This window comes from Streptomyces sp. NPDC002574, from assembly GCF_042889545.1.
In the GTDB taxonomy this organism is placed as follows: Bacteria; Actinomycetota; Actinomycetes; order Streptomycetales; family Streptomycetaceae; genus Actinacidiphila.
Genome location: NZ_JBIARB010000017.1, coordinates 86,304 through 103,236 on the forward strand (window position 1 = coordinate 86,304; position 16,933 = coordinate 103,236).

14 protein-coding genes are annotated in these 16,933 nt (G+C 72.0%); 5 read left to right on the plus strand and 9 right to left on the minus strand.

Going from position 1 to position 16,933, the window contains the following annotated elements; genetic code table 11:
- Window positions 1-235: 235 nt before the first annotated feature.
- From ACFYXS_RS33760 to ACFYXS_RS33770, 3 genes are all read left to right on the plus strand, one after another.
- The gene (locus ACFYXS_RS33760; RefSeq protein ID WP_389255220.1) at window positions 236-1,420 is read left to right on the plus strand and encodes a monooxygenase; all 1,185 of its coding nucleotides are present in this window, start codon (window positions 236-238) and stop codon (window positions 1,418-1,420) included.
- Window positions 1,421-1,513: 93 nt separating this feature from the next.
- Window positions 1,514-2,365: a formate/nitrite transporter family protein gene (locus tag ACFYXS_RS33765; protein WP_389255222.1), complete on the plus strand. Its 852-nt coding sequence runs from the start codon at window positions 1,514-1,516 to the stop codon at window positions 2,363-2,365.
- A gap of 190 nt (window positions 2,366-2,555) precedes the next feature.
- Window positions 2,556-5,993 carry a phosphocholine-specific phospholipase C gene (locus tag ACFYXS_RS33770; protein WP_389255224.1) on the plus strand — a complete coding sequence of 1,146 codons (3,438 nt, stop codon included), beginning with the start codon at window positions 2,556-2,558 and terminating at the stop codon, window positions 5,991-5,993.
- A gap of 52 nt (window positions 5,994-6,045) precedes the next feature.
- Here the strand turns inward: ACFYXS_RS33770 and ACFYXS_RS33775 are convergent, their stop codons facing one another.
- From ACFYXS_RS33775 to ACFYXS_RS33790, 4 genes are all read right to left on the minus strand, one after another.
- Window positions 6,046-6,414 (minus strand): VOC family protein, encoded by a 369-nt coding sequence (locus tag ACFYXS_RS33775; protein ID WP_389255226.1) that lies wholly within the window; start codon window positions 6,412-6,414, stop codon window positions 6,046-6,048.
- Window positions 6,415-6,492: 78 nt separating this feature from the next.
- Window positions 6,493-6,999 (minus strand): hypothetical protein, encoded by a 507-nt coding sequence (locus ACFYXS_RS33780; RefSeq protein WP_389255368.1) that lies wholly within the window; start codon window positions 6,997-6,999, stop codon window positions 6,493-6,495.
- Window positions 7,000-7,001: 2 nt separating this feature from the next.
- A complete protein-coding gene (locus tag ACFYXS_RS33785) occupies window positions 7,002-8,429 on the minus strand; it encodes a molybdopterin-dependent oxidoreductase (protein ID WP_389255228.1) in 1,428 nt (475 codons plus the stop codon).
- 169 nt (window positions 8,430-8,598) lie between these two features.
- Window positions 8,599-9,090: a MarR family winged helix-turn-helix transcriptional regulator gene (locus ACFYXS_RS33790; RefSeq protein WP_389255230.1), complete on the minus strand. Its 492-nt coding sequence runs from the start codon at window positions 9,088-9,090 to the stop codon at window positions 8,599-8,601.
- A 241-nt stretch (window positions 9,091-9,331) separates the two neighbouring features.
- On the opposite strand from ACFYXS_RS33790, the gene ACFYXS_RS33795 reads away from it, so the two are divergent.
- Window positions 9,332-10,063 carry a DUF4142 domain-containing protein gene (locus ACFYXS_RS33795; protein WP_389255232.1) on the plus strand — a complete coding sequence of 244 codons (732 nt, stop codon included), beginning with the start codon at window positions 9,332-9,334 and terminating at the stop codon, window positions 10,061-10,063.
- A gap of 98 nt (window positions 10,064-10,161) precedes the next feature.
- Here the strand turns inward: ACFYXS_RS33795 and gap are convergent, their stop codons facing one another.
- The 4 genes from gap to ACFYXS_RS33815 form a co-directional block, all read right to left on the minus strand.
- Entirely contained in the window at window positions 10,162-11,160 is a 999-nt protein-coding gene (gene gap, locus ACFYXS_RS33800) for a type I glyceraldehyde-3-phosphate dehydrogenase (RefSeq protein ID WP_389255234.1), read from the minus strand.
- 131 nt (window positions 11,161-11,291) lie between these two features.
- Complete coding sequence (locus tag ACFYXS_RS33805) at window positions 11,292-12,239, minus strand: GlxA family transcriptional regulator (protein WP_389255236.1); 948 nt, start codon at window positions 12,237-12,239, stop codon at window positions 11,292-11,294.
- Between the two features lie 84 nt (window positions 12,240-12,323).
- A complete protein-coding gene (locus ACFYXS_RS33810) occupies window positions 12,324-13,298 on the minus strand; it encodes an MBL fold metallo-hydrolase (RefSeq protein ID WP_389255238.1) in 975 nt (324 codons plus the stop codon).
- 83 nt (window positions 13,299-13,381) lie between these two features.
- Complete coding sequence (locus ACFYXS_RS33815) at window positions 13,382-14,284, minus strand: serine hydrolase (RefSeq protein WP_389255240.1); 903 nt, start codon at window positions 14,282-14,284, stop codon at window positions 13,382-13,384.
- Between the two features lie 30 nt (window positions 14,285-14,314).
- Between ACFYXS_RS33815 and ACFYXS_RS33820 the strand changes: the two genes are divergently transcribed.
- On the plus strand, window positions 14,315-15,280 hold the full coding sequence (locus tag ACFYXS_RS33820; RefSeq protein WP_389255242.1) for a LysR family transcriptional regulator: 966 nt from the start codon (window positions 14,315-14,317) through the stop codon (window positions 15,278-15,280).
- A 61-nt stretch (window positions 15,281-15,341) separates the two neighbouring features.
- On the opposite strand, the gene ACFYXS_RS33825 is transcribed toward ACFYXS_RS33820, so the two are convergent.
- Window positions 15,342-16,697, minus strand: a complete 1,356-nt coding sequence (locus tag ACFYXS_RS33825; RefSeq protein ID WP_389255370.1) for a lamin tail domain-containing protein — start codon at window positions 16,695-16,697, stop codon at window positions 15,342-15,344.
- Window positions 16,698-16,933 lie beyond the last annotated feature (236 nt).

Sequence of the window (16,933 nt, forward strand, 5' to 3'; positions counted from 1 at the left end):
GCGTCATGTGACCTTGTGTCACGTTATGTGTGCGCCCGTGCGGCCGCAACCCGGCTCCCGCAGACGGCTGATGACGTGAATCCCCGTGGACACGCGCGAGTTGCGGACGTCCGGAGCGTGTGTTTACGCTCCTTCGTCCCGGAGCGCATTTCGGCCGGAACGGACCCTGTGGAGGTGCGCCATTCCGGAGACGAACGACTTCGCGGCACTGGTCGTCGGTGGATCGCTCGGCGGCTTGGCGGCCGCACACGAACTGCGGGCCGTCGGGGCGGACGTCGCTGTCTACGAGCGGTCGGTGGGCCGGACGCCGGCACGCGGCGCCGGCGTCGTCGTACAGCCGGAGATCGAGGCGTTGCTCAACCGGCTGGCCGTGCCCGCGGAGGCGATCGGCGTCGAACTGCACGAGCGCCAGGAACTCGATGTGCGGGGCACGGCCACGCGTCATGAGGCGCCGCAGCTGATGACGGCGTGGGACGCCCTCTACCGCGCGCTGCGCGAACCCCTCGCCGACGTGTGCCACCGCCTGGACGGCTCACTCAGGCGGGTGCAGGTGGAGGGCCACGAGGTCACCGCCGAGTTCTCCGACGGACACACCGCGCACGGCAACTTCCTGGTGGGCGCGGACGGCATCGGGTCGGCGACCCGCAGGCTGCTCGACCCCTCTTCCCGCCCCGCCTACGCCGGCTACGTCGCCTGGCGCGGGCTGGAACCCGAGTCCCGGCTTTCCGGTGAACTCCTGGACCTTTTCGCGGGCCGTCTCACGCTCTTCACGTCCAGTGGGATGCAGATGCTCTGCTCCCTGGTCCCGGGACCCGGCGGTGAGCTGGAGAAGGGCTCCCGGCGCGTCAACTGGGTCTGGTACGTCAACGTCGCCGAGCAGGACCTGCCCGGACTCCTGACGGGCCGCTCCGGAAAACGTTTCGCGCACTTCCTGCCGCCGGGCGAAGCGCTGCCGGAGACCGTCGAGCGGGTGCTCCGGCAGGCGGAGGCCTCGCTCCCGCCGGCCTTCGCGGAATTGGCGAGGCTGTCGGATCTCTTCATGCAGCCGGTCCTCGACCTCCCCCCGTGGCGCATGGTGGCCGACCACGCGGCACTCATCGGCGATGCGGCGGGTACGGTCAGGCCCCAGTCCCCGGCGGGACGTCCAAGGCGTTCGGTGACGCCGCGGCCCTGGCCACCGCCCTGCTCGGGTGGACCCCGGCGCAGCCGCTGCCCGCCGTCGCACTGGAGCACTGGGAGGTGCGGCGCCTCGACCACCTGGTCACGCTGTCCGGGACGGGCCGGGAGCAGGCGGCGCAGGCAACGCTGGGTGATGGGGTGGGGGACACCTTCTTCGCGTCCTCCCCCATGCCGTGATTTTGCCGATTCCGAAATTCACCATGACCGCGCCTTTTATCGGGCGACAGGTCCGGCTATGTGATGTCTGACACCCTTTTCCGGGAAGTGTTCCGAGCGGCATAGCATCGAGAAAAGTGAGGCGTTATTCCCGTTATAGCCAGTTCGAGGTGACAGCATGCCCGTTTCCGTGTCCCAGGCCCTCGAAGAGCAGGGGCAGGCGGCTGCCGACAAGGCCGCGGGTCTCCGCAGGCCGGGCCGCTTCCTGGTCGGCTCGATGCTGGCCGGGGCATTCATCGGGGTCGCGGCGGTACTGCTGCTCGCGGTCGCAGGGCCCATGCTGGCCGCTTCGTCGCCGTACACGAAACTCGTCGAGGGCCTGGTCTTCGGCATAGGGCTGACCCTGGTGGTCTTCGCCGGTGCCGAACTGACCACCGGCAACATGATGACCGCGGTTCAAGGGGCGATCGTCCGGCGCATCACCGCGGCCGACGCGGCGGCGCTGATCCTCGGAGCGTTCGTCGGAAACCTCGTCGGGTCGGTGCTGTTCGCCTGGCTCGTCCACGGCAGCGGTGTGATCACCTCCGGTGGCGCCCCAGGGCACACCGCCCCGGCCTTCGCCCTGCTGGCGAGCCTGGTCAAGGCGAAGGCGGCCGAGTCGGGAGCGACGCTGTTCTTCCGCGGAGTGCTCTGCAACTTCCTGGTCTGCCTGGCCGTGTGGATGGCGGCGCGGACCCGGTCCGAGGGCGCCAAACTGACCGTGATCTTCTGGTGCCTGCTGGCGTTCGTCGGCTCGGGCTTCGAGCACGTCGTGGCGAACATGACATACTACGCGCTCGGCCTCTTCGAGCACGTGCCCGGCGCGAACGCGGCCGCCTTCGCCCGCAATCTGCTCCTGGTGGGCCTGGGCAACCTCGTCGGCGGCGGCCTGCTGGTCGGGGCGGCCTACGCCTTCCTGGGCCGCGGCCCGCGGGTGAAGGGCGCCGGTGAATCCTCCGAGAGCGAGACGCCCGCGTCGGTCCCCGTCTGAGCGGGCGGACGCCGTGACCCGGCAACACTTTGACGGATCGTCACCTGACGCGGCGCCCGCTGCCGCCGCCATGTCCCGAATGATCACGTGATGCGAACAGTTGAACGCCCGGCGTTCCCTCGTGAACGGCGGACGAAGCTCTGTCGCGGAGGCTTACCGGCCGCACTGCCTGCAATTTAGCCTCCCCACTATGTCCGACATCTCCCGCCGCAAGCTCCTCGGCGCTCTCGCCGGTGGTACCGCGCTCTCCTTCCTGCCCCCGTCACTTCTCCAGGCCATGGCCGCGCCGATGGCGCCGGGCGGCATGGACGCGATCGAGCACGTCATCGTGCTGATGCAGGAGAACCGTTCCTTCGACAACTACTACGGTGCCCTCAAGGGTGTTCGCGGCTTCGGCGACCGTACGCCGCTGCGTCTGCCCGGCGGTGCCACCGTCTTCGAGCAGCCCCGGGCCGCGGGTGGCGCCGTCCTGCCGTTCTCCGCCCGGCAGGCCGCGCGCGACGCGGGCCGTCCCGAGAGCGACATCCAGTACCTCGGCTCGCTCCCGCACGGCTTCTCCGACGCCAACCAGGCCCGGGCGAACGGCTGGTGGAACGACTGGGTCGCCGCCAAGGGGCAGAGCACCATGGCCCACTACGATCGGCGGGACATCCCCCTCCAGTACGAGCTGGCCGACCGCTTCACTATTTGCGACTCCTACTTCTGCTCCGTGTACGGCTCGACCAACCCCAACCGCAACTACCTGTGGACCGGCACCACGGGCTACGAGCCCGACGGCGTCAACAGAGCCGTCACCAACGCCGCTTACGACTACAACCACGGCGGCTACGACTGGACGACCTACCCCGAGCGCCTGGAGGCGGCCGGGATCTCCTGGCAGATCTACCAGGAGTGGGACAACTTCACCGACAACGCTGTCGAGTACTTCCGGCCGTGGAAGGAGATCGGTCACAAGATCCTCACCAAGGTCGGCGGACAGTTCGCCACCACCGAGCAGTTCTACGACAGCCTCTGGAACCGGACCCCCGCGGACCGCCAGGCGGCCCTCGCCCAGTTCCAGCAGGGCGTCGACGCGCTCAACGAGGCCGAGCGCCGACTCTTCCTGCGCGGCGCCTACCGCTCCGAGCCGGACACCCTGATCACCCGGATGAAGGACGACATCCGCAACGGCACGCTACCCAAGGTGAGTTGGATCGTGCCCACGGCGGCGCTCTCCGAGCACCCCGGCTCCTCCACCCCGGTCGGCAGCGCCAACCTCATCTACGACCTGCTCGACGCCATCGCGAGCGACCGCGAGACCTGGTCGAAGACGGCGGTGTTCATCAACTTCGACGAGAACGACGGCTACTTCGACCACGTGCCCGCCCCCGTCGCGCCCAAGCCGGAGTCCGGCAACAGCGACGACTGGTTCGGCGGCCGCCCGGTCGGCCCCGGCCCGCGTGTGCCGATGACCGTGGTCTCGCCGTGGACGACGGGCGGCTTCGTCTGCTCCGAGGCGTTCGACCACACCTCCGTGATCCGCTTCCTCGAGCGCTGGACCGGAGTGCAGGAGCCCAACATCAGCGCCTGGCGCCGCAGCGTCTTCGGCGACCTCACCTCCGCCTTCGACTTCAGCCACGGACGCAACCAGCCCGATGTGGAGCAGCCCGGCGCGGTGCCGGCGCCGATCGGCCGCTGGAACCCCGTCCCGCCGAAGGAGCAGGCGCTCCCCGAGCAGGAGGAGGGCACCCGGCCCACCCGCCCCTCGCCGTACCGCCTGTCGCTGCGCGCCGACGTCGCCGGTGACCAGGTGCGGCTCAGCCTCGGGAACACCGGCAGCAGGCCCGCCACCATCACCGCCTACCCCGGCGACGGTGCGGCGCCGCAGACCTGGACGGTGGCCGACGGCGCGACCGCCGCCGGCACGGTGGCCTACGGCACCGACGGCTACGACCTGCAGGTGCGCGGTCCCGGCTGGGCCCTGTGGGAGCTGCGCGGCGCGGGCGTGGGCGCCGAGGCGTGCGTGGTGGACGGAACCGGCGGCGGCCCGGTCCTGGTCGAGTGCAGCAACCCCTCCTCGACGACCCGCACGCTGCTCGTGGGCGAGTCGGTCTACCCGCGCAACGCCAATGACGAGATCGAGAGCGTGACCCTCGCCCCCGGGCGGACGCGGACCGTGTCGGTCCACCCGTCCCACCACGGCTGGTTCGACATCGTGGTCGTCGACCTGGACGACCCGCGCTTCCTGCGCCGCATGACCGGCCACCAGGCCGACGGCAAGGACGGTGTCACCGACCCGGCCACCGGAACGGTCCCGGCGCTGAGCGCGGCGATCACCCTCCCCGCGCCGCTGCCCTCCCTGGACACCCCGCTCGCGCAGGGCAGTCCGGCCGAGGTCGTCGTCAGCGTGACCAACCAGGGCGCGGTCACGCTGACCGGCCTCGGGGTCTCGCTGCTCGCCCCCGCCGACTGGACCCTCCAGCAGTCGGGATCGGCGCCGACGTCGCTCGCCGCCGGAGCCTCCGCCGAGGTCCGCTTCACCGTCACCCCGGCCGCCGACGCCACGGCGGGCAGTCTGGTCGTCGCCGCCCACGCCGACGGCAGCGGACTGCTGAAGGTCGCCGACGCGCGCGTCAGGACCAAGGTCGCGCCCGCGATGAGCGTGGCTCTGACCGCTCCCGCCACCTCGCCGAAGACCGACGGCAGCGTGCTGTCCCCGGACAAGCCGCTCACCGTCACCGCGACCGTCACCAACGCCGGGGGCACCCCGCTGACCGGCCTGGCGTCCTCGCTCGCCCTGCCGAACGGCTGGAAGGCCACCCCGGCGGCCGGTGCGCCGACCTCGGTCCCGGCGCGTTCGTCGGTCGCGCTCACCTGGGACGTCGTGGCCCCGGCCGCGGCGGCGCGGGCCTCCGCCACGCTCCAGGCGACCGTCACGGCCGTCCTGGCCGGCCGGACCAAGGAGCAGACCGCGTCGCTGGCCGCGAAGGTCGGGCCCGTCATGACCGGTCTGCTGCTGGCCGAGGACTTCGAATCCGTCGCCCCGGCCCTGGCTCCGGCCGCCGACCTCAGCCGGCCGGGCCTGGTGGGCTGGACCCGGACCACGCCCGAGGGGTGGACGATCACCAACGCCCCGGGCATGCCCCAGGGCACCCGGGAGCTCCAGGGCTGGTCGTTCCTCTCCAAGCAGTTCTGGTTCCCGGCCGCGCAGGACCGCACCAACTTCACCCGCGGGCTGGGCATCGTCGCCGTCGTCGACCCCGACGACTGGGACGACACCGGCGCCCCGTCCGGCAAGGGACGGTTCGACTCGACGCTGACCACCCCCGCGGTCGCCATCCCGGCGGGTACCTCGACGCTGCACCTCGGCTTCGACTCCCACTACCGCCAGGAGAGCCCGCAGGAGGCCGAGGTCACCGTCGAGTTCGACACCGGCCAGAAGTCCCGCGTGCTGTACTACTCCAGCGCCACGTCGGGGAACACCAACCGCGGGCAGGACCAGCAGAACCGCCTGGTCGACCTGCCCGTCGCCGTCCCGTCCGGGGCGACCTCGGTCAAGGTGAACTTCCGTATCTTCAACGCCGGCAACAACTGGTTCTGGGCCGTCGACAACGTCCGCCTGGGCACCGGCCCGATCGCCGACGCCTGATCCCACCCGCCTGCGCGGGGACGCGTCCGTCCCCGCGCAGGCGCGCGGTACGTCACTTCCTGGCCAGGCAGAAGGGATGCCCGGCCGGATCGAGGAGCACCCGCCACCGGGCGCCGCCCGGCTGGTGTTCCGGCGCGGTCGCGCCCAGCTCCAGGAGCACGGCCTCGGCTTCCGCGATGTCGTCGACCGCGAAGTCGAAGTGCGCCTGCTGGGGCACGGACCGGCCGGGCCAGCCGGGCGCCCGGTAGTCGTCGACCCGCTGGAAGCCGATGAAGAACCCGTCCTCCCGGGTGAGGCCGGCGAAGTCGCGGTCGGACGCGGGGTGGAGCTCGAACCCGGTGGCCCGCTGGTAGAACGCGGCGAGCGCCTCGGGATCGGCGCAGTCGAGTGTGACCGCCGTGAGCCTCATCGGCAGCGTCATGGCACCTCCGCAAGAGCCGTCATCCGCATGTGCGGACCTGTGCGGCCTCACACCGTAGTGGTCCCCGCCCGCCGGTGATCACCCCCTGGCACCCCGTCGGGGCGGCGGTCGCCGCTCCTCCTCGGCGCGGGCCGCTTTGCGGAGGCGGCGCAGCTTGAGAGCGAAGGCCGCTGCGGAGACGCCGAACAGGACCGCGGTGATGATCAGCCAGCGGGGGAGGTAGACGTCCAGGGTGAGCGCCGTCGCGTCCGGGTAGGGGCGGGAGATGCCGAGGACGAGGGGGAACCACACCAGCAGGAGCAGGCCGGACAGGAAGGCCGGTACGCGCAGGTGGTTGATCCACGGCGCCGTCGGCACGGTGTTCCGGCGGTGCCGCAGTACGGAGAGGGCCGACAGGTCGGCGAGGGAGTACAGGGGCAGCAGGATCAGGTCGTGGAGGATCGCCGCACCCACCAGCCAGATCGCCACTTCGACCGGTCGCACCGCGAACAGCCGCACGCAGGCGTACGCGGTGAGCGCGAAGGAGCAGAGCAGCACCAGCAGGTGCAGGGGGTTGGCGCCGTACCAGCGCAGGGCGCGTGCCATGGTCACGTCCTGAAGGTGAGCCGGTGCACCCACTTGGTGTTGTTCACACCGGGGTTGGCCGGGACGATGATGCGCGCCGGGTAGCCGTGGTCGAGCGAGAGGTCCGCCCCGTTGACGCGCAGGGCGAGCAGGGCACGCGGGTCGTGGATCTGGTTGCCGCGCAGCACCACCGAGCTGTAGGGGCCCGGCGGTTGGACCGATTCCACCAGCACGCTCCCGGCGCCGGGAAGTCCCGCCATGGCGGCGAGCTCGGCGAGCCGCAGACCGCTCCAGTGCTGGTCCTCGGTGGACCAGCCCTCGACGCACGCGATCGGCAGCGCCGCCGCGCGTTGGCGCATCGAGAGCAGCTGCTCACGGGTGAGGACCAGGGCCGGCCCCCGGCCGTGGATCTCCAGCCGCCAGGCGGGGCCGACGAGGGCCGGGGTGACGCCGACGGAGGCGGCCGTCTTGTTGATCTGGAAGCCGTTGGGGCCGCTCCCCGGACTTCGGTTGTGCGGGGCGAGCAGGGCGGTGCCGCGCAGCGCGCCGCCGATGCTCTGCCCGGCGGTGACGACCAGCAGGACCAGTGACCCGGCTCCGACCATGCCCACGGCCCCGCGCCGCGACATCGTGGCGGCCGCCGGTGCGACCGGCACCAGTCCGTCCGGGTCGGGCGGCTCGGGACGTGTGCCCGAGCGGTCGGTGCGCAGTTCGGCCAGGATCCCGCGGGAGCGCAGCGCGTGTCTCATGCGGCCGAACTTCAGGCACACATGGACGACGAAGGCGGCGATGAACACCCACGCGCCGTAGAAGTGCAGGGTGTAGAAGGAGCCGGGAAAAATGTAGAAGAGCTGGATGTTGAAGAGCCCGGTGACGAACTCGAAGACGGCTCCGCCCACCAGAAGGAGCAGGGACAGCCGCTCGAGTCCGTGCGCGAGCGACCGCAGGGGCGGCCACGAGAACAGTTTCGGGATGACCGACCACAGTTTGGCCAGCAGGACGGGCAGCAGGACCACGCCGAGGGTCACGTGGACGCCCTGGGTCAGCCGGTAGAGCCAGTACGGGTGGGTGGGCCAGTCGAACAGGTAGAAGCCGAGCAGGCCCTTGCCGGGGGTCTGGTCGTTGAGCGGGCCCAGGTCCGGGTTGTACGCGGCGTAGGACAGCGCGCCGGTCACGAACAGGACCGGGATGCCGAAGAGCAGCACCAGACCGAACACCGACGTCAGCCACGGCCCGCGGATCGGGCTGCGCCAGAACCCGGGCCGGAAGGGCCCCGGCGGCGGGGGCGCGTCCTGGGCGCGCCGTGCCAGAGTCCGGGCACGGGCGCGAGCCCGGTCGCGCGCGTCGGCGGCGGCCCGCCGCAGGTCCTGCGCCGGGTGCTTCCTGCCGCGCTTCGAAGGCCCGGGTCCCCTGGCCTGGCCGGGGGCCGGGGGCTGTCCGTCACCGCTCATCGACCGTCTCCTCCGCCTGAGGGCCGTGCCCTGGGCGGGGGAGCGAGCGGCCTCGATCACGCTTGGCTACACATAGACCAATGCGACCGGCGGAAGGCCTCACCACCACCGCGGAATGTCGGTATGTACCGCGAACACCGCACACGACCGCACCCGGTTGGCCTATCGCCTACCAGCCGACGTGCAGCGGCGTGCCCAGGGCGACGGCGGGCTCGCCCCCGGCCTCGGTGAAGGCCTGCAGCGCGTGGACGAGGTGGCGGCGCCGGCCCGCGGGCATGACCTCGACGATGCGCGCGATCTCGGCCCGGCGCCGCTCGGTGGCCTCGTGCACGGTCCGTTCCCCTGTCGTGGTGAGCGAGACGACGCTCAGGCGGCGGTCGGTGGGAGAGGCGCCGCGGGTCACCATGTCGGCGGACTCCAGCCGGTCGAGCATGCGCATGGCAGTCGACGGCTGGACGCCGAGTTCCGTGGCGAGCTGGGTCAGGCTCAGCGTTCCCCGGGTGTCGAGGACGACCAGCATCCGGAACTGGGGCAGGGTCAGGGCTTCCTCGACCGCGGCGAGCGAGCGGGCGGAGACCGCGAACAGGAGGCGTGACGCGGTCAGCAGCGCGCTCACCACAGCCTCGGCGTCGGCGTCGGAAGCGGGGGTGCTGGCGGCCATGGCTCATTTCTACCGCCCGGCCGCGAGGAGATGCCGCCGGATTGTGCCGGACGTCCTCAACAGTCCTTGAGGCGAGGGGCGTTGACTTCGCGAGCGGTCCTTGCACAGGGGAAGGTTTGCACACTACCAACACCGCTCCCCTGGCGTCCCGGGAACCGCAAGCGCCCCTGGAATCACGCGATCCCCAGGAGGATGCGCGCTAGCGTCCGGATCCGCGTACGAATTCCGAACTGGAGGCGTCATGGTTCCCAACCGGTTCACGGCCGGCACCGCACTGGTCGTCGGCGCGCTGGTGTGCACCGCCGCCGCGCTCGTCTACCCGGCGATGTCCGGGGTGAACGCGGCGGCGTCGTCGTCCTACGTGGGTGCGGTGTCCACCCCCTACGGACCCATGACCGCGCTCGACCGGGAGTTCGTCGTCAAGGTGCGCCTGGCAGGGCTCTGGGAGTTCCCGGCGGGGCAGATCGCACTGCAGAAGGGCACGACGCAAGCGGTCAAGACGGCGGGCCAGCACCTGATCGACGGCCACACCGCGCTGGACAGCGCCGACCGCACCGTCGCCACCCAGCTCGGGATCGTGCTGCCCAATCAGCCGACGCCGCAGCAGCAGGGGTTCCTCGCCACGCTCTCCGGCGCCAACGGCACGGGCTTCGACGCGACGTTCGCCAACCTGCTGCGACTGACCCACGGCCAGATCTTCAACACGATCGCGAAGGTCCGCTCGACCACCATGAACAGCCTGGTCCGGCAACTGGCCGATCAGGCCAATGACACCGTGCTGGACCACATCACGGTGATGGAGAAGACCGGGCTGGTGAACTTCCCCCAGGTCGTGGACCAGACGACCGCCAGTCCGACCGTCAACCCGGCGGACACCGTGGCTCCTACGCCCGCGCCGGGCGAACCCACGCTGATCGTCAACCCGCAGGGGTCCGGCTCCCTGGCGCCCGCGGTGTCGGTGCCGCGGCAATAGCCACGCCGGCCTCGTGTCGTCCGCGGATGGTCAGGGGCCGGGCTGTTTCCGGCCCCTGACGGATGGTCGGACGCGGTCGGCGGGCGTGCGGTTCGCGCTCAGCCCCGCGCGAGCAGTTCGAGCGTGTCGACGACGCGGTTGGAGAAGCCCCACTCGTTGTCGTACCAGGCCACCACCTTGACGTGCTTGCCGTCGACGCGGGTGAGGGCGGAGTCGAAGATGGCCGACGCCGGCTGGCCGGTGATGTCGCTGGAGACCAGCGGCTGGTCGGTGTAGTCGAGGATGCCCTTGAGCTTGCCCTCGGCGGCCGTGCGGTAGGCCGCGAGCACGTCGTCGCGGGTGACCTCTCGGGCGACCGTGGTGTTCAGCTCCACGATCGAGCCCACCGGGACCGGCACGCGGATGGAGTCGCCCGACAGCTTGCCCGCGAGGTTCGGCAGCACCAGGCCGATGGCCTTGGCGGCCCCCGTGGTGGTGGGAACGATGTTCACGCCGGCGGCACGGGCGCGGCGCAGGTCGCGGTGGGGGCCGTCCTGGAGGTTCTGCTCCTGGGTGTAGGCGTGCACCGTGGTCATGAAGCCGTGCTCGATACCGGCCAGGTCGTCCAGCACGGATGCCAGCGGGGCCAGGGCGTTCGTCGTGCACGAGGCGTTGGAGACGACCACGTGCGCGGCGGGGTCGTAGACCTCGGTGTTCACGCCGTAGGCGAGCGTGACGTCGGCGCCGTCGGAGGGGGCGCTGACCAGCACGCGCCGGGCGCCGGCGTCGATGTGGGCGCGGGCGGCCTCCGCCTTGGTGAAGCGGCCCGTGGACTCGAGCACGATGTCGACGCCGAGTTCGGCCCACGGCAGCTTGGCGGGCTCACGTTCGGCGAGCACCTTGATGCGGCGGCCGTCGACCAGGAGGTCGGTCCCGTCCACCTCGACCGAGCGGCCGAAACGGCCGAGGGCGCTGTCGAACGCGAGCAGGTGCGCGAGCGTGTCGGGGGCGGTGAGGTCGTTGATGGCGACGACCTCGAGGTCGGTCTCGCGCTCCAGCAGGGCGCGGAGGGTGTTGCGTCCGATGCGGCCGAATCCGTTGACGGCGATGCGGGTCATGAAGGTGCCTTTCGTGTCGTCCTGTCGCCTCCATCGTCGGGATCCGGGAGCCGGACCGACAGTGGCCCGAATGACACCGTGCGCAAGGATCCCGCCACCCGTGCCGGACGTTCGCGCGACCTCGGGGCGGGTCAGGCCGAGAAGGTGTGCCGGTACTCGGTCGGGGAGGTACCGAGGATGCGCTGGAAGTGCAGCCGCAGGTTCGCGCCGGTGCCGAGCCCGACGCGGCCGGCGATCTGCTCCACTCCCAGATCGGTGCGTTCCAGCAGCTCGCGTGCCAGGTCCACCCGCGCCCTGAGCACCCACTGCATGGGCGTGTAGCCGGTGTCCTCCACGAACCGGCGCGAGAAGGTGCGCGCCGACACCCGCGCGTTGCGGGCGAGCGTCTCGATGGTGAGCGGCTCGGCGAGGTGCCCGAGCGCCCACTCACGGGTGCTCGCGAACAGGTCGCCGAGCGGTTCCGGCACGCTGCGGGGGACGTACTGGGCCTGCCCTCCGCTGCGGTACGGCGCCGCCACCAGCCGTCTGGCCACGTGGTTGGAGAGGGCGACCCCGTGATCGCGCCGCACCAGATGCAGGCACAGGTCGATGCCCGATGCCGCGCCCGCCGACGTGAGCACATCGCCCTCGTCCACGAAGAGCACGTTCTCGTCGACCCGCACGCGCGGGTGCCGCTCGGCGAGGGTCTTCGTGTAGTGCCAGTGGGTCGTCGCCCGCTTGCCGTCGAGCAGGCCGGTCGCCGCCAGCGCGAACGCCCCGGTCGAGATCGCCGCGAGCCGGGTCCCGTGCTCGTGGGCGGCCATGAGCGCGTCGACGACGGCGGCCGGCGGGTGGGTGGTCGCCGGCTCCCGGTAGCCGGGGATGAACACCGTGTCGGCGTGCGCCAGGGCCTCGAGGCCCTCGGCCACGTGGTACGACAGGCCGTCGCCGCCGGTCACCGGCCCGGGCGTCGCGCCGCACACCCGCACCTCGTACGGCATGCTCGGCCGGTTGGAGAACACCTGCGCGGGGATGCCGACGTCGAGCGGCTTCGCCCCGTCGAGCACGAGCACGGCGACGCGGTGGTTCCTGCGGCTCATCGGGCCTCCTTTCCCCATGACGTGGATGACCTCTGTCGCAAGCATCCTGCCATCGCCGGGCGGGCGTGCCCGGGGCCGCGTGCGTCACCGCCCGGCGCCGTACGCGGACCGGTAGTCGGGGACGACGACCCGCGTCGCCGGGGACTCGTGGCGCACCTGGGCGACGAAGGCGTCGACGTCCGCAGCCGGGTCGCGGAGCGGGGACCCGCTCAGCGGCCGCTCGAAGTTGTCCCAGTGCACGGGTACGACGACGCCCGGGGCGCCGAGTGCCCCCAGCAGCCGGGGGAGGTAGCGGTACGTCGAGGCGCTGGTCGGTACCGCGATCATCGCCAGATCCGGGCGGAGCCCGTCGGCCGCGCGCTCGCTGAAGTCGCTCGCGCCCATGAGGAACGCGGACGGCCCACCGCTCCCGGCCGTCACCTGGAAGGCGAGGGTGTCCCCTTCCGGGAGGTCGGCGATGGTCCTCGGGGGCGCCGCGGGCGGGGCATCGAGGGTGCCGGGGGCGAAGTACGCGTGCTGCTGGTTGCGGCTGTGCAGGCTCGCGACCACCTCGACCGTGATGCCGTCGAAATCCAGCACCTCCCCGCCCTTGACCACGGAGATCTGTGCCGCGTCGACGCCGAGCGCGACCAGCAGGTGGTACGTCGTCTCCGTGCCGACGACGCGGGCCCCGGTGGACCTGGCGATGTGGGGCACGTCGGCGAGATGGTCCCAGTGCGCGTGGCTGACCAGGACGAGTTCGGGGCGGCCGATGTGCGTCCGCACCACGTCCTCATCAGTCCGCAGCCGGGTCCCCGGGTCGAAGGCGCCGGTGAAGAGACCGGTCGGGAACCGGGTGAGGTACGGGTCGAACAGCACGGTCCGGCCGCCCACGTCGATGCGCCATCCGGCGGTGCCCAGCCAGCGGAACGATGCCGCGGTGGCATGCGGCGGCGCTTGGTGCCGGGTGGAGGGGACCGTACCGGGCACCAGCGGCGCGGTCGCGGAGACGGCGGCCCCGCGCAGCATCGTGCGCCGCCTGAACCGCTGCTGCCGTCGTGCGTCACTGTCGTCGCTCATGGGCTCAGAAGACCAGGACGAGATCAGCCGCGTCCAAGACCAAAATCCCGCACAGGCCATCCGCGATCGGATATGAGGGCAGGTCAGACTCCCTTGGTTCGGAGGAAGTCGACGGCGATCCGCGCGGCGGCGCCGATCGCCGTGTCCACGGCAGGGCGTGAGGCCGTCAGTTCCCGGGTACGGGCGAAGACCGCCACCGCGTAGCAGGCTCCGTCGGGGTGGCGGACCACTCCCGCCTCCGCATGCAGACCCGGCAGGGTGCCGGTCTTGGCCGCCACCGCCACCTCGTCCGGGAACCCGGACACCAACCGGTGCCGGAAGACCTGTCGGCCCATCAGTTCCCGTACCTGGTGGCACGCTTGGGCCGGTCCCGCCTCGTCCCGCCAGATGAGGCGCAGCAGGCGCGTGATGTCCCGCGGAGTACCGGCGTTGGACCGCTCCGGGTCCAGTACGGCCAGTCGCCGCTTGCGCTCGTCCGGCAGCGTGGGCCAGCAGGCCGCGAACTCCGCCTCGGTGCGTGCCCCGACGTCGGCGAGCATCGACTCCAGCACGTCCCGGGGGCCGCCCACGACCCGGATCCCGGGGAGACCGAGCTCCTCGGCCAGCAACCGCACGGTGTCCAGGCCGATCCGGGCCAGCAGCAGATCCGCGGCGGTGTTGTCGCTGACCGCCATGGCGAAGTACGCGAGATCGCGCAGCGAGAGCTCGACGTCGTCCGCGCATCCTGCGGTTCCCCAGCCGCCCAGCCGGTCGGCCGTGGTCACCCGAACCCGCTCACGGGGGTCGAGCTGGCCGGCCGCGGCCTGCCGGGCGAACTCCAGCACCACGAGGATCTTCAGGACGGAAGCGATGACCACGGACTCGTCCGCGCCCACCGCGACCTCCGCCTCTGGCGCATGGCCCCGCCCCGCGCCGACGGGGACGGCATGCAGGAGACCTTCGGCGCCCGCTGCCACGAAGACCTCCCGGATCTCCCGCTCGACCATCAACAGCTCCCTCGCGTAGGGTCCTTGCCCGTGGATCTCTTGCGACACCTGCGTATTTTCGTCGCCGTCGCGGAGGAACTGCACTTCGGCCGGGCCGCGGAACGGCTGGGCACGGCCCAGCCGCCGGTCAGTCAGGCGGTGCGCGGGCTGGAGAAAGAGCTCGGCACCGAGCTGTTCGACCGCTCGCGCCGCCGGACCGCGCTCACCGCGGCGGGCACGGTGCTGCTGGACGAGGCGAGGGAACTCCTGGCCCGGGAGGACCGGCTGCGGGCAGTCGCGCGCCGTGCGGCCGACGGCGGCCTCGGCACCCTGCGGGCCGGCCTGCCGCCCGGCACCAGCGCGGCGGTGATCTCCGCGCTGCTCGCCGCCTGCGCGGCCGACTCCCCGCCTCTGCGGGTCGATCTGCGCGAGGCCACCACCGGGGAACAGCTGCGATCTCTCGCCTCGGGCGGCCTCGACGTCGGTCTCGTGCACCGGCCGGTGGACGGGGCGGGACTGCGGTTCGGACCGGAGACCGCCTTCGACCTGGGCGTCGTACTGCCCCGCACCTCACCGCGGGCCCGGCATGCGGAGGTGACGCTCGCCGAGCTGTCCGGGCTGGACCTGCTGCTGTTCCCCCGGGCCGACGCGCCCGGCTGGTACGACCGGCTGCTGGAGAGCTGCCGCGCCGCGGGCTTCGTCCCGGGCGAGGTGCGGCACGCCTCGAGCCCCGAGTTCCTGCTGGCCCTGGTGGCGGCCGGTCACGGCGTCGCCTTCGACCAGGGGCACGCGGCACGCAAGGAGCCCCGTGTGGCCTGGCGCCCCCTGGCCGGCCGCCCCCTCGTCCGCCGGATCGGCGGCGCCTGGCCGGTCGGCCCCTCGGCGCACCCGTCGGCCGCCCGCTTCGCCGAACTCGCCGCCGGTGTGCTGGCGGTGGACCGTTCGGGCGCTCGCCGGAACGACGCCGCGGAGCCGCCGGACGGGCCGCCCCGCCCGTGGTCGGTGGTGTTCGGCTGAGAAGGGGCGGGCCCTGTCCCGGGTGGACAGGGCCCGCGGTCGTACAGCGCGTCCGGCGGTGTCAGCAGGTGACGGTGCCCTTGCGGAGCGCGTGCCCGCTGGTGTTGCTGTCGTCGGCCCAGTAGACGGGCTTGGAACCGGAGACGCACTCACCGGCGGGGGCCACCGAGAAGCCTTCGTTGTTGATGTCGGCCATGCCGCTGGGGCGGTTGTAGACCGCCGTGGTGGCGAGGGCGCCGGACGCGTCGACCCGCATGGTCCGGTGCTGGCCGTCGCAGGTGTCGTCGCAGACGACCCACAGGCGCGAGGCCTGCGGCTCCCACTGCAGCTCCATGACGCCGGCCATGCCGCTGCTGACGGACGCCACGCGGGTGAAGGTGCCCGCGTCCTGGAGGACGTAGCCGTAGATCATGCCGGTGCCCTCGACGCCGACGAAGAACACTCCGCCCGAGTGCGCGGCGTAGCGGTTCGGGTCGTAGGCCGCGCCGGTCGACTCGTCCTTGAAGCCGGCCGCCGCCAAGGTGGCGTCCGGGACCCAGGTGACCGCCTCGAAGCCGAGGTTGGAGCCGACGGAGGGCAGAGCGGAGGTCAGATTCCACTCCTTCGTGGCGGTCAGCGTGGTGGCCGTCCCGCTCACGTCGTACCGGAGGACGGAGAGGCGGCTCGTGCCGGACGCGTCGCCGTTGCGCTCGCTCGCCACGAACACACCGCCGGCGGAACCGGCGCCGGTGACCGTGACGCCCTCGCTGTCAGGGGTGCCGGAGCCGCCCGGGAAGCGCAGCTTCTTGCCGGAGGTCCAGCCGTTCGCGGTGTCGGGCTTCCAGCCGCCGGAGCCGTTCGGGAGCAGTCGCCACAGCTTCCCGGAGTTCTGGGCACCCCACAGGACGCCGCCTTCCTGGTACAGACCGCTGAGGTCGGAACCGAAGACGTTCGAGGCGTCGGCGGTCGCCACCGAGCCGCTGCCCGGCCACGCGACCGGCGAGGTGCCGCCCCCACCACTCGTGCCGCAGTCGTTCGCGGCACCGAGGGTCAGCTCGGCCTCACCGAACGCGCCGGTGCCGTCGGGGCAGCGCGACCACGACGGGTCGGAGTGGTCGTCCCAGCTGAAGCTGTCGACCAGGGTGCTGCCGTCGGCGAGGTACAGGCGCGCCTGGTCGTCGGAGCCCAGGCCGAACGCGTTGTGCACGGCGAAGGCCCGGAACCCGCCGGGGGCCAGCGTCGTCCCGGAGGCGATCTGGTACTTCGAGCTCTTGTTGTCGTCCTTGAGGATCCAGCCCGAGATGTCGACGGGGCCGGTGCCCTTGTTGTACAGCTCGATCGAGTCGTTGACGTCTCCGGTGGTCACGACCTCGTTGATCCGGATGTCGTCGGCCGGGGCCGCGTGGGCCGGGGAGGCGACCAGAGTGCCGGCCACCATCGCCGGGCCGGCGAGGCCGACGAGAAGGCGGCGCAGGTTGCGGCGTCGCCGGGGCGTACGTGATGCGATCACGAAGTCCGTCCTGGGGTCGTTCTGACAGGCCGGAGTGAGGCTTCCGACGGGGACCGAACAGGTGCCGTCCGTCAGACGTGTGCCTTGTGAACGGTGGGCCAACTGGTGTGAGGGTGGCGACTTTGGGTTCCGCGCGTCCTACGTGACCGACGCGGGGCAGGCCG

What these genes read in the sequence shown, in the direction of transcription:
- ACFYXS_RS33765 (WP_389255222.1), top strand. Translation starts at nt 1,514, where the DNA reads ATGCCCGTTTCCGTGTCCCAGGCCCTCGAAGAGCAGGGGCAGGCGGCT.
- ACFYXS_RS33770 (WP_389255224.1), top strand. Translation starts at nt 2,556, where the DNA reads ATGTCCGACATCTCCCGCCGCAAGCTCCTCGGCGCTCTCGCCGGTGGT.
- ACFYXS_RS33775 (WP_389255226.1), bottom strand. Translation starts at nt 6,414, where the DNA reads ATGACGCTGCCGATGAGGCTCACGGCGGTCACACTCGACTGCGCCGAT.
- ACFYXS_RS33780 (WP_389255368.1), bottom strand. Translation starts at nt 6,999, where the DNA reads ATGGCACGCGCCCTGCGCTGGTACGGCGCCAACCCCCTGCACCTGCTG.
- ACFYXS_RS33785 (WP_389255228.1), bottom strand. Translation starts at nt 8,429, where the DNA reads ATGAGCGGTGACGGACAGCCCCCGGCCCCCGGCCAGGCCAGGGGACCC.
- ACFYXS_RS33790 (WP_389255230.1), bottom strand. Translation starts at nt 9,090, where the DNA reads ATGGCCGCCAGCACCCCCGCTTCCGACGCCGACGCCGAGGCTGTGGTG.
- ACFYXS_RS33795 (WP_389255232.1), top strand. Translation starts at nt 9,332, where the DNA reads ATGGTTCCCAACCGGTTCACGGCCGGCACCGCACTGGTCGTCGGCGCG.
- gap (WP_389255234.1), bottom strand. Translation starts at nt 11,160, where the DNA reads ATGACCCGCATCGCCGTCAACGGATTCGGCCGCATCGGACGCAACACC.
- ACFYXS_RS33805 (WP_389255236.1), bottom strand. Translation starts at nt 12,239, where the DNA reads ATGAGCCGCAGGAACCACCGCGTCGCCGTGCTCGTGCTCGACGGGGCG.
- ACFYXS_RS33810 (WP_389255238.1), bottom strand. Translation starts at nt 13,298, where the DNA reads ATGAGCGACGACAGTGACGCACGACGGCAGCAGCGGTTCAGGCGGCGC.
- ACFYXS_RS33815 (WP_389255240.1), bottom strand. Translation starts at nt 14,284, where the DNA reads ATGGTCGAGCGGGAGATCCGGGAGGTCTTCGTGGCAGCGGGCGCCGAA.
- ACFYXS_RS33825 (WP_389255370.1), bottom strand. Translation starts at nt 16,697, where the DNA reads ATGGTGGCCGGCACTCTGGTCGCCTCCCCGGCCCACGCGGCCCCGGCC.